This window comes from Ascidiaceihabitans sp., assembly GCF_039986515.1.
GTDB lineage: Bacteria > Pseudomonadota > Alphaproteobacteria > Rhodobacterales > Rhodobacteraceae > Ascidiaceihabitans.
Window position 1 is genome coordinate 263,830 of sequence record NZ_JBDWQO010000015.1, and the last position, 14,740, is coordinate 278,569.

14 protein-coding genes are annotated in these 14,740 nt (G+C 54.9%); 5 read left to right on the forward strand and 9 right to left on the reverse strand.

Features of this window, described 5'->3' with window-relative positions; all coding sequences use genetic code 11:
* The first annotated feature begins 102 nt into the window (after positions 1-102).
* Both ABJL60_RS15885 and ABJL60_RS15890 read left to right on the forward strand, forming a co-directional pair.
* On the forward strand, positions 103-873 hold the full coding sequence (locus tag ABJL60_RS15885; RefSeq protein WP_348374578.1) for a VacJ family lipoprotein: 771 nt from the start codon (positions 103-105) through the stop codon (positions 871-873).
* Positions 874-875: 2 nt separating this feature from the next.
* A complete protein-coding gene (locus tag ABJL60_RS15890; protein WP_348285713.1) occupies positions 876-1,472 on the forward strand; it encodes an ABC transporter substrate-binding protein in 597 nt (198 codons plus the stop codon).
* 67 nt (positions 1,473-1,539) lie between these two features.
* Here ABJL60_RS15890 and ABJL60_RS15895 read toward each other — a convergent pair whose 3' ends face one another.
* Positions 1,540-3,729: a PBP1A family penicillin-binding protein gene (locus ABJL60_RS15895; RefSeq protein WP_348374579.1), complete on the reverse strand. Its 2,190-nt coding sequence runs from the start codon at positions 3,727-3,729 to the stop codon at positions 1,540-1,542.
* A gap of 265 nt (positions 3,730-3,994) precedes the next feature.
* On the opposite strand from ABJL60_RS15895, the gene ABJL60_RS15900 reads away from it, so the two are divergent.
* The 3 genes from ABJL60_RS15900 to ABJL60_RS15910 all read left to right on the forward strand — a co-directional run bounded on the left by ABJL60_RS15900 (position 3,995) and on the right by ABJL60_RS15910 (position 7,005).
* Positions 3,995-4,333 (forward strand): P-II family nitrogen regulator, encoded by a 339-nt coding sequence (locus tag ABJL60_RS15900; RefSeq protein ID WP_348285715.1) that lies wholly within the window; start codon positions 3,995-3,997, stop codon positions 4,331-4,333.
* A 24-nt stretch (positions 4,334-4,357) separates the two neighbouring features.
* The gene (gene amt, locus ABJL60_RS15905; RefSeq protein ID WP_348374580.1) at positions 4,358-5,692 is read left to right on the forward strand and encodes an ammonium transporter; all 1,335 of its coding nucleotides are present in this window, start codon (positions 4,358-4,360) and stop codon (positions 5,690-5,692) included.
* Between the two features lie 488 nt (positions 5,693-6,180).
* Positions 6,181-7,005, forward strand: a complete 825-nt coding sequence (locus tag ABJL60_RS15910) for a DUF1963 domain-containing protein (RefSeq protein ID WP_348374581.1) — start codon at positions 6,181-6,183, stop codon at positions 7,003-7,005.
* A 209-nt stretch (positions 7,006-7,214) separates the two neighbouring features.
* Here the strand turns inward: ABJL60_RS15910 and ABJL60_RS15915 are convergent, their stop codons facing one another.
* The 8 genes from ABJL60_RS15915 to ABJL60_RS15950 all read right to left on the reverse strand — a co-directional run bounded on the left by ABJL60_RS15915 (position 7,215) and on the right by ABJL60_RS15950 (position 14,682).
* Entirely contained in the window at positions 7,215-8,186 is a 972-nt protein-coding gene (locus ABJL60_RS15915) for a Hint domain-containing protein (RefSeq protein ID WP_348285719.1), read from the reverse strand.
* Positions 8,187-8,705: 519 nt separating this feature from the next.
* Entirely contained in the window at positions 8,706-9,890 is a 1,185-nt protein-coding gene (locus ABJL60_RS15920) for an amino acid aminotransferase (protein WP_348285720.1), read from the reverse strand.
* A gap of 3 nt (positions 9,891-9,893) precedes the next feature.
* The gene (sseA, locus tag ABJL60_RS15925; RefSeq protein WP_348374582.1) at positions 9,894-10,748 is read right to left on the reverse strand and encodes a 3-mercaptopyruvate sulfurtransferase; all 855 of its coding nucleotides are present in this window, start codon (positions 10,746-10,748) and stop codon (positions 9,894-9,896) included.
* An 80-nt stretch (positions 10,749-10,828) separates the two neighbouring features.
* Entirely contained in the window at positions 10,829-11,731 is a 903-nt protein-coding gene (locus ABJL60_RS15930) for a hypothetical protein (protein ID WP_348285722.1), read from the reverse strand.
* Between the two features lie 117 nt (positions 11,732-11,848).
* Positions 11,849-12,139: a hypothetical protein gene (locus ABJL60_RS15935; RefSeq protein ID WP_108829742.1), complete on the reverse strand. Its 291-nt coding sequence runs from the start codon at positions 12,137-12,139 to the stop codon at positions 11,849-11,851.
* A gap of 134 nt (positions 12,140-12,273) precedes the next feature.
* Positions 12,274-12,747 carry a tRNA (cytidine(34)-2'-O)-methyltransferase gene (locus ABJL60_RS15940; protein ID WP_348374583.1) on the reverse strand — a complete coding sequence of 158 codons (474 nt, stop codon included), beginning with the start codon at positions 12,745-12,747 and terminating at the stop codon, positions 12,274-12,276.
* 24 nt (positions 12,748-12,771) lie between these two features.
* Positions 12,772-13,251: an SsrA-binding protein SmpB gene (gene smpB, locus ABJL60_RS15945; protein ID WP_348285724.1), complete on the reverse strand. Its 480-nt coding sequence runs from the start codon at positions 13,249-13,251 to the stop codon at positions 12,772-12,774.
* Positions 13,252-13,305: 54 nt separating this feature from the next.
* Positions 13,306-14,682, reverse strand: a complete 1,377-nt coding sequence (locus ABJL60_RS15950) for a DUF3179 domain-containing (seleno)protein (protein ID WP_348374584.1) — start codon at positions 14,680-14,682, stop codon at positions 13,306-13,308.
* Between the last annotated feature and the right edge of the window lie 58 nt (positions 14,683-14,740).

Below are 14,740 nucleotides of genomic sequence, written 5' to 3' on the forward strand. Positions count from 1 at the left end.
CACATAAACATATTTAGCCGAAGAGGCATCTGGGAATTAAGCCCAAAAACATTACGTAGGCGATAATCCCCTGTGTGGAGAGTGAAATTGATGCGAGTTTCTATGCCAAAAACAGTTTTGTCCCCCGACTACATGCGCAAAGCACTGGCTTTGTGTGCCGTGTTGGTTATGTCTGCATGCGCCACATCGCAACCCGGTGGCGTCGGCGCTGACGGCATCAATGACCCGCATGAACAAGCCAACCGCAAAGTGCATGCCTTCAACCGGTCATTGGACCGCGCGTTGGTACGCCCGGCAGCACGTGGGTATTCGACGATTTTGCCGGATGAAATCGAAGACAGCGTGGGCGATTTCGCGACGAACCTTGGCCAACCAAGTGTTGTTGTGAATTCGCTGCTTCAGGGTGATTTGAAAGGCGCTGGCGTTTCAACGGCGCGCTTTTTGGTGAATACCGTCGTGGGTGTCGGCGGCCTGATCAACGCGGCAGATGAATTGAACATGCCGGACCACGACACCGACTTTGGCGCAACGTTGCACACATGGGGCGTTGGCGAAGGCGCATATGTCGAATTGCCCGGACTTGGCCCGTCAACACAACGCGACACCGTCGGCAAAGTCGTCGACCTGTTTACAAACCCTCTAAGCTACACAGTGGACAGCCCCGAAAAATACTATGGCACCGGTGCATCGGTGGCATCACGCTTAAGCGATAGGGGCCGCTATTCCGATACGGTCGATTCCATCCTATATGAAAGCGCAGACAGCTATGCGCAGGCACGGTTGATCTATTTGCAGAACCGTCGGTTCGAGCTGGGCCAAGAAGATGCCAGCTCTGAAATCGACCCATTTGAACTGGACACTGAAGGGTTTTAAACATGAACCGTCGTTCTTTCACCGCCGCTGTCGTGGCAACCTTCGCGTTGGCCCCTTTTGCGCCGACTGCTGCATTCGCACTGACAGAAGCCCGCGCCAAAGTGCTGGTCGACACGTTGGTCGCCGACATCAACAAAGTCATCGCGTCCGGTAAATCCGAAAGCAGCATGATCCGCGACTTTGAGCGCATTTTTGCGCGGTATTCCGACACGTCCTACATTTCTGCCTACGCCATGGGCGTTGATGGCCGTCGGGCGTCTTCGGGCCAGAAACGCGCATTTTCCAAAGCGTTTCAATCCTATGTCGCCAACAAATACGGCAGCCGCTTCCGTGAATTCATCGGGGGCCAGCTGCAAGTCAAAGGCGTGCGTCGCGTCAAATCCTGGTACGAAGTTTCAACCACCGCAAAACTGCGAGGCCAATCCCCCTTTGAGGTGACGTTTCAGGTGTCTGACCGTTCTGGCAAGGACCTGTTCTTTAACATGTTCATCGAAGGCGTGAACCTGTTGCTGACGGAACGTACTGAAATTGGCGCCTTGATTGACCGCAACGGCGGCGACATCGACAAAATGATCAGTGATCTGAAAAAATTGAGCTAAGGTCTAAACCGAAGCAATCGGACCAACACCGAAACAACGCGGCGCGCCCTTGGGTGCGCCGTTTTTGTTAGCGATCTCCGGCGTTGGGCGATGGGGCCGAGCTACCAGACCCCGTGGCCCGTCCGCCCAAAATATCCCGAAGCAGATTGTTGATGATCCCCTCGGTTGAACGAGGGCGTTGTGGCGTGGGATCTATGGGCCGTGTCGCAGCAGCGGGCGCTTGCATCGGCAGTGCAGTGGGCGGCACCCCTTCATGCACACGTTGCATCACTTCGCGCCAGATGTCCGCAGGCAGGCCGCCACCCGTTACACCCGTCAGTGGTTTATTGTTGTCGTAGCCCATCCAGACACCAGCCACGTAATCCCCGGTAAACCCGATAAACCACGCATCGCGCGCGGCTTGGGTCGTGCCGGTTTTGCCTGCAATCTGGCGATCACCGAAACGGGCCCGTTGGCCTGTGCCTTCGCTGACCACTTTTTCCATCATCCAGATTAATTGTTGCGCTGAATCCACTTGAATGACCCGCTCTTCGATGCCGCCTGCAATGTCCATAAGCGGCGCATCGTCACCCAACAGCCGCAGATCGACCAAGCCGTAAGGTGTCACCGCCGACCCGCCGTTCAGGATGCCCGCATAGGCGCCTGTCATGTCAATCAATGTGCTTTCCGAAGCGCCCAGTGCCAAAGCAGGTCCTTGCGCCAAATTCTCGTCGCCGATCCCGAAATCAACAGCAACCCGACGCACCAGATCACGCCCGACGCTTTCGGATATTTTGACCGCCGGAATGTTCAACGATTGCTTTAATGCTTCGGTCAACGTCACCTGACCGCGAAACTTGCGGTCGTAGTTGGATGGCGACCATGGGCCAGACCCGGGAATATCCAAGGTCAAAGGCGCGTCATCCACCAGATCCATTGGCGAATAACCCAGATCCAACGCCGCCCCGAACACGAAGGGTTTAAAGGCCGACCCTGTTTGGCGCAGCGCCGTTGTGGCACGGTTGAAAGCGCCCACGACTTTGGTTTGGCGCCCCCCCACCATGGCCCTCACAGCGCCATCCGCGCTCATGACGACGATGGCGGCTTGGGCTTGTGACCCTTTGCGCACTTTGTTGTCGAAAATCCATTTCAACCCGTCTTCAGCCGCCTTTTGCATCCGTTGGTCAAAGGTTGTTCTGATAATGACATCTTCGGTGGTGTTGCGTGTGAAAAACTCAGGGCCGGAATCCATCACCCAATCTGCAAAATACCCACCGGCACGGGCTTCTGCCGCCGCGCTTAGCTTGGCGGGATTGGCATCCGCCACGGCCCGTTCCGCGTTGGTCAGATAGCCTTGTTCGTTCATGAGGCGCAAAATTGTGGCGGCACGGTTCTGCGAGCGTTCCAGATCGTTCGTGGGCGCATAGCGCGTGGGGGCTTTCAACAATCCCGCCAGCATCGCAGCTTCGGACGGGTCTACGTTGGCGGCGGATTTCCCAAAGTAACGCTGGCTTGCAGCTTCAAATCCCCGCGCCCCCGCACCCAGAAACGCGCGGTTCATATAGATCGTCAGAATTTCGGCTTTTGAATACTTGGCTTCCATCGCCAAAGCATAGATCGCCTCGTAAGCCTTGCGTTGTAGCGTGCCACGACGGCATTCGGCTTCATACTGCTTTTCGGTCTGACCCGAGGACGGATCGTAGGGTTCACCCAAACACAGCAATTTCGCCACCTGCTGCGTGATCGTGGAGCCGCCGTTGCCCGACAAAGGCCCACGACCAGCGGCAAGGTTGATGCGCACAGCGCTGGCGATACCGCGCGGCGACAGCCCGATGTGGCGATAAAAGCGTTTGTCTTCCGTCGCCACAATCGCGTTGTGCAAATGCGGCGACACCGATTGGGCCGTCACGACGCCGCCGAACTGGTCACCGCGCCACGCAAAGACCTTACCATCGCGGTCAAGCAAAGTTACGGACCCACGGGCACGCCCATCCAACAACGCGTTCACATTGGGCAGCGTGGCAAAAACATAGCCCACGGCCAAAGCCAGAATGATCAGACCCACGATTGTGGTACGGGACGTGATCAGCCAAATCAGGCGCAAGACCCAGCGAAACAGACCTACGATCAAACCGGACACGCCTGTACGTTTGGGCGCAGCCTTGCGTCGTTTTGTGGTTTTGCGTGGTGCGGGCTTTTTCGGCGCGGCTTTTTTCGGCGCTTTCGAATAGCGTCTATCAGCCACCAAAGGCTTCTTTGGTTTACGTGAATCACTCATATTCAGACCTGCCCGGCCCCCACATTATACGTGTTTTGGTCACACTATCGTGTTGCATCGCAGAAAGACAGAGGCGGATTTTCGCAGATCTTCGTCATATTTTTGCATATTTTTTAGGCTCAAATTGCAGTTTGTTTATTTTTTGTGCAGAAAATCGGAATTCTTGATCCGCTTTTACCCATATTGCATTCCCTAACCCCCTTCGTGCCGCACAACTGTCGTTATCAAAACCAAATCGCAAATTGGCGTAAAAAGGGGACAGTTCGTGAAACTGATCATAGCAACAATCAAACCATTCAAACTGGAAGAGGTGCGCGAGGCGCTGACCGAAGCTGGTGTGCGCGGCATGATGGTCACCGAAATCAAAGGCTTTGGATCACAATCGGGCCATACCGAAATCTACCGTGGCGCGGAATACGCCGTGAATTTCGTGCCCAAGGTGAAGCTGGAAATCGTTGTGGCGGCAGACGACGTGGACGGCATCGTCGAAACAATCACCAAAACAGCCCACACAGGCAAAATCGGCGATGGCAAGATTTTCGTCCTTGATGTGAGCCAGGCCGTGCGCGTGCGCACCGGCGAAACCAACGAAGACGCGCTTTAAGCGCCGCGTGAAAGGGATACGAAAATGAAACTACTTAAACCTCTTGTGGGTGCAGCTGTGCTTGTCGCACTGCCCACACTGACTTTGGCCCAGGATGGTCCGACACCGGGCGTGAATGCATCCACCGACACCGTCTTTATTCTGAATTCACTGTTGTTCCTTGTGGGCGGCTTTTTGGTGTTCTTTATGGCGGCGGGCTTTGCCATGCTTGAAGCGGGCCTTGTGCGCGGCAAGAACGTCACGATGCAGCTGACCAAGAACATGGGCCTCTTTTCACTGGCCACGGTGTTCTACTACCTGATCGGCTACAACCTGATGTACCCACTTGGCACATGGTCTGTGGAGGGCGTGCTGTCGGGCGTATTCGGCCCCGGCGTTCTGGAAGCGGTTGGCGTAACATCCGACGCGGCAGACGATTACAGCTATGCGTCCACAGGGTCTGATTTCTTCTTTCAGTTGATGTTCTGTGCTGCCACCGCATCCATCGTATCCGGCGCTTTGGCGGAACGGATCAAACTGTGGCCTTTCCTGATTTTCACCATCGTGCTGACGTCCATCATTTACCCGATCCAAGCGTCTTGGAAATGGGGCGGCGGTTTCCTTGATGGCATGGGCTTTCTTGATTTCGCGGGATCTACTGTTGTGCACTCTGTCGGGGGCTGGGCCGCTTTGGTTGGCGCGTTGATCCTTGGACCACGCATCGGCAAATACAAAGACGGCAAAACCATTCCAATGCCGGGGTCCAACCTGACGCTTGCCACTTTGGGGACATTCATCCTGTGGATGGGTTGGTTCGGCTTCAACGGTGGATCGCAATTAGCGATGGGCACTGTGGGCGATGTCGCTGACGTCAGCCGCATCTTTGCCAACACAAATGCCGCTGCTGCGGGCGGTGCATTGGTCGCGCTGATCCTGACGCAAGTGCTGTACAAAAAGCCTGACCTGACGATGATCCTGAACGGCGCGTTGGCCGGTCTGGTGTCTATCACAGCTGAACCTTTAACGCCTTCGCTGGGCATGGCGACCCTGATCGGCGGCGTGGGCGGTGTGATCGTGGTCTTTGCGGTTCCCTTCCTTGATAAGCTGAAGATTGACGATGTTGTCGGTGCGATCCCTGTGCACTTGTTTGCAGGCATCTGGGGCACCATTGCCGTAGTCATCACAAACGGCGACGCGTCTTTGATGGTTCAACTTTATTCCATCCTGGTTGTCGGCATCTTCACCGTGGTTGCATCCGGCATTGTCTGGATGGTCCTTAAAGCCACCATGGGCATCCGTGTCGGCGAAGAGGAAGAGATCATGGGGCTGGATACAACCGAACTGGGTATGGAAGCCTATCCGGAATTCTCGAAAGGCTGAAGCTCCTTCCTCTCGGACACGACTAAAGAAACACCTGCCCGGGCGTATCACGCGCCCGGGCTTTTTCGTGTCTAACAGGCCGTGCGCTGGGTTAACGGTGCAAAACGGAGCGCACGGACAGAGAAGAAATCGGGATAAAACGTACATTTTCGACGGGAAATTGTACGAATTTTGCGGATAGTCTGAGGCCCATTTCGGGCGCCATTCAGGGGTTTGTACAATTTCAGACCCTAACCGTACACTTTCCAGCACACCTCGCCGCAGCATGGTTAATTTGAAATTTCCGCACAATATTTGTGCGACGTTAAGCCTGCATTTAGGGACATGACGGGAACAGCTCAGGTAAACGCCTGTGACAAAGGCCGCTTCTCCCCGCAATCCGCAGCCTACGCTGTGGTCTTGGCAAGGTCTGCTATGCGGACTTTGCTACCTTTGGATCGAATCGACTGAATGTCCGCATCAGACATTCCAGACTACATTGACAACCTTTGGCTTTGGTTGGAAATCTGGCGTCGAAAACCAATCGTTGTCGCGGCGATCAATTAAAGGCAGTTCGAAATATGGATGGCTATGCTGCTGCAATTCTCGTACCGAACAAGCAACTGCAGGATACGACTTTAAGCTTCATCGGCGGAGCTCCTACAAAAGGTGAGAATTCTTGGCCACTCAATCCAGAGAAGCCAGATGACCCGTTGCATTTGATCGTGCAATTGAGCTGCGAAGACATTCTTCGCACCGTCCCGTCTAGCCCTCTCCCAAATCATGGGGTGCTCCAGTTCTTTTTTGATACGGAAAATTTCGTCGACTCTGAGGACAGACCCACATGCCGCGTAGTTTGGCAAAGCAGTCCGGAACCGAAGGAAACACTTCCATCACCCAAACGCCTCAAAACCGTTGGCGGAGAGATGTGGTCGTATATGTTCGGCAAGGCAAAGTCTGAAGTTGAACTGCCTCGCCAACTGCCGCAAACCAGTCTCGAATTTCAGGCAATCGAGACAACGCCCGACCGGGCGATACAAGGCGTTGCCACGCGCCGCGGAAACGACTTATCAGACTTCCAGTCTAACCGCATCGGGCCGTGGAACTTTTGGCACCAAGCTCTCGGGAAGCTCCCGCCCGATATGGGGGGAGGGCCGCTGAGTAGAGGCCCGAAGGTGGTTGACCACATTCTGCTGTTGCGCCTCGTGTGCGATGAGAGCCATGGCTTGGACTGGGACGGGCACCACAATCCATCACTGACGTTCTGGATTTCCGAAGCTGACCTGATCGCCAACCGGTGGGATCAGGCTTATGGATTGTTTACTGATTTCTAGGTAATCGGCCATTGGTGCGTGCTGCAGCATCTGCGACTCTGGGCTCAAACCGGACTTGCGGCAGTGCGGCACCTAAAAATCAGCGGTTCGGTGCAGTTAAGGTCAGCTTCGCGGACGAAGCGACATTTCGCTGCACGTGCATCAATGTCCGGTTTTGCGAACCGCGCAATGAACATTGTCTTTTTGTCGTTTGTAAACGTTAAATTTAATCATCCCAGAAGAGGTTTGGAATTTTTTTGATGACGCTGGATTAGCTTCTTCTGAAGTTTTCCAGAAGGGATAATTCGAGCGGGTTCTGGTGCATAGTCTTGGCTTGCCGTTTCGGGAAGTATGGTAAGGATTTCTTCACGGGCTTCAGGGCTAAGTGCCTTCAGTGCTTCAGGACCAGTATACAGGCTTTCGGTTGGTGCCCCTTCTGCGTAGATGACCTCATGCTGGTCAAACAGGAGATGAAAATACTCAACCTCTTTCACGGTTTTGTCGACAAAGATCCCGGGCAATTCTGTGAGTTTTATTGCCGGAACGAGCACTTCTGATTCCCCGAACATGCGTTCGGCAATCTTGGATTGCACCAGCATCCTATGCTGGCAGGACACCAATAAGTCGCGTTCTGGCAGCCCAATACCCAAAGACCCGGCCATGATACGAATGGGGCGAAGTATGGGGTTGGCTTGCACCTCTTGCCAACTGAGTTTTCGGCTCATTGGGATGCGCAGGGTTTTAAAGTCGCCATCTATGTTCAACACGTTAATCCCTGCGCGCAATCCTTCTACAGGAATTGATCCATGTTCGGTTTCGATCAACGTGCCGCCAACAAAGCAAGTGATTGTACTATAGGTCGTCGGAGTCGTTGTGTGGCTTTGGTAACTTCCCAAAGTAGCGCCGACAGTAAACACCGACCCTGGCCCAGGAATAAAATACCAATTCCCACCAGTGTTGAAAAAGTAAAACGTCTCAACATGTGGATCACCATTGGTGTCCGTAAATGACACGTTGATGTCATATGGTGGACCTGCGGTCGCGCCAAACGCGCCGCCATTGATACTGACGGTCTCATTGGTATCACTGGCACCGTTTAGAAAGGCGTCATCGTCGTCGATCGTTGCAGAATAGGAGGTATTGTAGAGAGCGTTATAAAACGTTCCCGTCCACCTGAATGCTGTAACTGTGTACTGTGGCATTACCAGACACCGCCATTGGCGACACTCGCCTGAATACCATCAATCGACGGCACTTTTTTGCAGACGCCATCAGCAAGGGACTCACGAAAAGTGGTCCTCGCAGGTCGCGGACTGAAAGGGTCGACCAGCCCAAGCTGATCTAAAAATATTGTGGGCATTGCTGCCTGCCTTAAAGGAATGTGTCTTGTCGCACGTTCTCATTGGAGCCAGACTTAACATGAAAATAGTATTTCGACCAGTGTGCAACCTGAAACTGTCAGTAGTATAATACAATTGCCACACATCATGTGGTTTGGGTGATCGTCAACCCCGTTCCAAACGGAGCAGTTCTTGAAGGGTTTTGACGCTACCTTGATAGCAGACGTTAGCTATTTCGCAGAATTTCGTCGTTTCGGGCTCGGAGTGGACATCCGACGTGCTCCGCCCCACCCAAGAAAACCGCAAACCCGCCCAGCAATAATCTGCACTGGGCGGGATGGGTTTTTTTGAGTTCGCGTGTTCCCGGTCGCGCGCCTACCGCTAGATGCCCGCGTCCACGATGGCCTTGGCCAGAACAGGCACAGTTTCCGCGTTCAAACCCGCAATGTTCATGCGGCTGTCACCCACCATGTAAATGCCCGCATCCACACGCAGTTTTTCAACCATCTCGGGTGTTGTCCCAAGCCGCGAGAACATGCCGCGATGGTCCGCTAAAAAGCCAAAACGGTCTGAACCGGACAGGCGCTGCAATTCCCCTGCCAACTGCGTACGCAGTCCCAACATAGCGACGCGCACGGATTCCAGTTCTTCGATCCATTGGGCTTTCAGCGTGGGGTCATTCAGGATCATCGTCACAACACGCGCACCATGGTCCGGCGGAAAGCTAAAGTTCTGGCGATTGAGGAATGCAAGCGTTTGCTGGTTCAGGCCCTTGGCTGACATGTCCTTGGACACAGCCATCAAGATGCCGGTGCGTTCGCGGTAAATGCCAAAGTTTTTGGAACAGCTGGCAGCCACAATGGCTTCAGGCACAGCGGCGACCACAGCGCGCGTGGCGGCGGCGTCTTCTTCCAGACCGTCGCCAAATCCTTGGTACGCGATGTCGACCATAGGCGTCGCGCCGGTTTCAAGCAGAACCTTGATGACCTCTTGCCATTGCACCGCGTTCAGGTTGGCCCCTGTCGGGTTGTGGCAGCAGCCATGCAACAAAACCACATCACCTTTGCGGGCCGTTTTCAGGTCGGCGATCATGCCATCAAAATCGACGCCACGGGTTTCGTCGTCGAAATAGCGGTAATCGACGATTTCCATCCCGAGATACTTCAGGATCGACGGGTGGTTTGGCCATGTCGGGTTGGACAGAAACACCCGTGCATCGGGACGCGCCATCTGGATCAGTTCGAACGCTTGGCGAATGGCACCTGTGCCGCCCGGTGTCGCAGCCGCCGCAACCGTTTCGCGGGGCACGCTGTCCCCAAGAACCAGTTCCACCATCGCGTCCCCAAAGGCAGGATCGCCCGCAAGGCCCACATAGGATTTGCTGTCTTGCTCTTCCCACAGTTTGTGTTCTGCTGCCTTGACCGCTTTCATCACAGGCGTCAGCCCCGTGGCGTCTTTGTAGACACCGACCCCAAGGTCGATTTTTGTCTCGCGCGGGTCGGCGCGGTACTGCGCCATGAGGGCTAGAATTTTGTCAGCGGGTTGCGCCTGAAGGGTTTCGAACATCGCTTATGCGTCTCCGGTTGCGACGGGTACTGTGGGGAACATTCCCCATTCGACCCAAGATCCATCATACAAGGACCACTGATCGTGGCCCATGCGTTCCAGTGCCAGCGCAAGCACGCAGGCAGTCACGCCCGAGCCGCAGCTGGTGATAATAGGTTTGTCCAGATCGACGCCAGCAGCCTCGAAAATCGTGCGTGTCTGGTCGGGTGTTTTCATCGTGGCATCGACGTTCAAAAGCGTGGTGAAGGGAACACTGCGCGATCCGGGGATATGCCCTGCACGAAGCCCTTCGCGGGGTTCAGGTGCCTCGCCGCGGAACCGTCCGGCCGCCCGTGCGTCCACAATCTGGATCGACCCCAGTTTTGACGCCTGCGACACCTGTGTTACATCACGCACAAGGTGGTTTTGAAAGCGCACCGTCATGTGGCGGTCGCGGATCACAGGCGGCATATCTTCGATTTCGCGCCCCTCGGCTTCCCATTTGGGCAAACCGCCATCCAGCACAGCGATGTTCATTTGCCCCATCAGGCGAAACAGCCACCAGACACGCGCCGCAGAATAAATGCCAGCCCCGTCGTAAACCACAACCTGATGTCCGTCACCCACCCCCATCGCACGCATGCGCGACATGAACTTTTCTACGGGTGGCGCCATGTGGGGTAGATCAGAACGCCCGTCACTGACATCATCAATATCAAAAAACCGCGCCCCGGGGATGTGTTTGGCGTTATATTCAGCTTTGGCGTCGCGTTTCATGTCGGGCATGTACAAAGACGCATCCAGAATTCGCAAATCCGGGTCCTTCATATGTTGTGCCAGCCATTCGGTGGACACAAGCGTTTTAGGATCGTCTGCCATGGATTCTCTCCCGCTGAAGAAATGCGCCTCTGACTAACGCCGCGCCCCGCCTGAGGCAAGGTTGAAGGCGGGTTTCGTCGCTATTTGATCGACATGATCCGAAACGAATGGACTTCGCCGTCTGCAACATATCCCGCAACGGACATGATCTTTAGGCCGTTCTTGGCCACCAGATCACGCAATTGGCGATTTGTGTAGCTGGCCTTTGTCGCATCCCACAACTGCGCCCCGAACCCGGTTCCGCGCCTGTCTTGCCAGCTTGCAAGGTAAAGCCACTTGTGGCCGTTATGCACAATGGAAAGATCTTTAAGCAGCCGCGTGTAGCCGTTTTCCGGTTTTGACACAGAGGCGTGGCGCACCCGCAAGCGGGTTAGATCATCCCAAAGGTCATAGCTGGTTGCCACCTTGGGGACTTGTGTAATCGCCGCGCCATAAAGTGCGTTCTTTTCCGCAAATGCAGACACCGTGACCATGCGGTAGTCACTTTGAAAATCCGTATCCACAGCCTTACTCAAAGCATCCGGTCCACGCAGCCAATGCAAAGATTGCCGTTTACAGTTTTCTTGAGTTTTCAGCACCATCGCATAAAGAATTTCGCCATTCTTCGGGTAAACGCCCAAATTGGTGGCGCAATATCCTTCGTCGCGCTTTTTGATGAAATAGGCCTTAAGCTGTGACTTTGTATTGCCCCACTCAAAGCCCCACCCGCGATTGTCATCTTCCAAAAGCACCAAATTCATGAAGGTCTGGTTTTTGTAATCGACGTAGGTGCTCATGTATTCGGGGATCATCCGTCGCCCGTTGCGCGTTTCCAGCGCCGCGCTGATTTGAGAGGTCGGCACCCCAAGCAAAACAATCTGGGCCTTACCTTTATATTTTGTCTCAAAACGGAACTGCGCATCAAGGGCGTGGGCCGCATTGGCCAATCCTAATCCCAAACACAACACAGAAGCGATCAAACAACGAAGAATTAAACGGTGCATGCACAAATCCCCTCTTTCAATGGGATCAAGCAAGCATGTTGGGCATCTAATTTCAATATTTCTTCGGCGCCACTGACCCAACCCGCAAAGATGGGTCAGCGCTTTGATTGATGGTGCTTACTTCGCCATCGCTTTACGAACAAAGCCGACGATCGCCAACACGACACCACCGCCGACACCACCGCCTGCGATTTGACCGATGATGGCCCCGAAATCCAGACCGCCCGCGCCGCCTGCAGCGCCCGCCAGATCAGGTGCGCCGATCATGCCAAGCAATGTGCCGCCAAGCCCGCCGCCCACAACACCCGCGATTGAATTGATCAAGGTGCCTTGGTTCAGGCTGCCCAACAATTTGCCAGCCACGTTGCCACCAACGGCACCTGACAAAAGACCAATGATAAGTTCCATACTTTTGTTCCCTTTTGGGGGTATTCATTTAGGCGCACCCCACGTCCCCCAAGTCAAAGTGCTGTGCGGGTATCGCCTATGCACCGCACAGGCGTCATGGGGAAATATTTGCAGTATTATGCAATATTGCTGCCTTAGCCGCCCAATTGCGGGCGCATCGCCTGATAGATCACGGCCGTGGCCACATTCGCCAAGTTCAACGACCGCACCCGCGTGTCCAGCATCGGCAGGCTAAAGACCCGGTCGTCCATATCATCCAGAATACTGCGCGGCAGTCCGGCGGATTCACATCCAAACACCAAATAAGCGTCTTCGGCATAAGTCGGGGCATAGATGGTTTGTGCGCCGTGTTCTTCAAAGAAATATAGCTGATCGCGGGCAGGCTGTCGCGCTGTCAGAAAGCTTTGCCAATCGTCGTATTCGCTTAGCGTGACATATTTCCAATAATCGGTACCTGCACGTCGCACCGACTTTTCGTCCAGCGAAAACCCGTAGGGCTTGATCAGGATCAGCTCAAGGTTCAGCGCCACACATGTGCGTCCGATCGCGCCCGTATTGTAGGGGATTTCGGGGGTGACCAGCACCATTTTCATCCGCGCATCGCTCATGTCCGCGGGCCTGAACGCGCCACCTTAGCCGTGATCTTTCATAAGCCGCGATTTCTGACGCGACCAGTCACGCTTTGCCTCGGATGCGCGTTTGTCGTGGTTTTGCTTGCCCTTGGCGATGCCCAGCTTGATTTTCACCAACCCGCGATGGTTGAAGTACATCACCAGCGGCACCAGCGTCATGCCTTTGCGTTGTGTGGCATTCCACAAATCCGACATCTGCTTTTTCGACACCAGCAATTTGCGCCGCCGACGTTCTTCGTGTTTGAATGTCTTGGCCCCCGCGTAAGGTGCGACATAGCTGTTGACCAACCACAGCTCATGATCCTCAACCGCCGCATAGCTTTCGGCGATGTTGGTGCCGCCCACGCGCATGGATTTGACCTCGGACCCCTCAAGGATGATGCCGCATTCGATGTCATCATCGATGGCATAGTCGTACCGCGCCCGCCGGTTTTCGGCGATCACTTTGTAGTTGGGGTCAGATTTTGTGCCTGTGTTCATGGGATTGCCATGTAAGGCGTGGGGGCCATCTATGCAAGGCGGGCGATGCGCGCCCTACCCCGCCCAAAGATGCGTGCGGGGATGGAACTGCGACCATGCAAACCAAAATGCCTGGTGGCTGCCAAGATCGGCACCATTTGCATCTACTGCGCGAATGCCGCCGCCATCCAAAGTAAGGCGCACATTTTCGAAAGTAACTGCCTGCCCGCGCTTCAGCGCGACAAAGGCTTTGCTGCGTTGAAAGGCCACGGGTTTGCCGGATGCTGTCACAACGCCGATGATGTCTTCGTGCACACCAAGGCGCGGATCAACATCGCCCACCGGAAAGATAGGCCCGTCTGCATCGCGTGTGTTACGAAAATCAAAATCCCGCCCAAGCGCCAAGGCTTCGACCAGTACAGTCGTTTCGGGATGCTCTTTTTTCCAGGTACCCCAATCGGTTGTGATGACACTGACCTGTTCCAGTTCAATGTTCTTTCGCGCCAACGGCCCCGTCACAGCCTTGCCCAAAAACGTGTCGAACACCGAATTCGAAGTGATATCGTACATCACCTTGTTGGACCTGATCAACAGCCCCGTTGTCCGCAACACGGGCCGTTTCACCCCAAGGGGCAATTCATCCGTGAAATAGGCCTGCGCCGCACCGCACAACGTGCAGTAGGGAATGCCCAGATCACGTCCACCCAGCGTGTCATTCACCATTTCGCGGACTTCCATGATGCGCCGTGGATAGGCGCGGGTTTCGCCATTCACTTCGATGCCGAATACAATGTCTTTGTCTTTCAACCATGTGGCATCTTCCGCGCTGCTGACTTGGGGGTTGTCTGCGGCGGGAATGCAATTGCAAGCCTCGTCTGTGGTGTCATAGGCCCGCGCATCAATAGGCACCCCGCCCCACGAAACATGCCGCCAGTCAATATCGCCCTTGGTGAAAATCTTTTTCCACCCCGGCACAAAACTGGTGAAGATCGCGCGTTTCGTTTTGAGGTAATTGGGCGGCGCTGGAATATCCCACGCGATCAACTTGTCAGTTACGACGCCCCACTCGTTTCGCCGTGGCGGGTCGATCTCCAACAAAGCAGCCGCAGTTTGCGTCAGCGCCTCTGTCAATTGGCGACCCGACGAAAACCGCATCAGATCGGCCACAATCCACGCAAGGCGCGGGTCTTTGGATGCCGCCACGGTGGCCAAAGCAAGATCTTGATCGCGCCCCCAGTAGGATTGTTTGACGCTGTCCACAAAGGCGACTTTGACGGCAAACTTCACGTCGCGCGACAAAGGGCCTGTTGGCACGGCGGGGGGGTGGCCGAATTCCGCAATGATGTAGTCGGGCACAGTCGAAGACTGCGCAAAGGCCATGTGCGTCCACGGTAAACCCGTCATCAACGCCAAAACGGTGAGACGGGCCAGAAAACGGCATTTGAACAACATTGGCATTCCTTTCGCGGCGACTGCGTTGCAATACAGTCGGCAAAAAGCACCACACGTA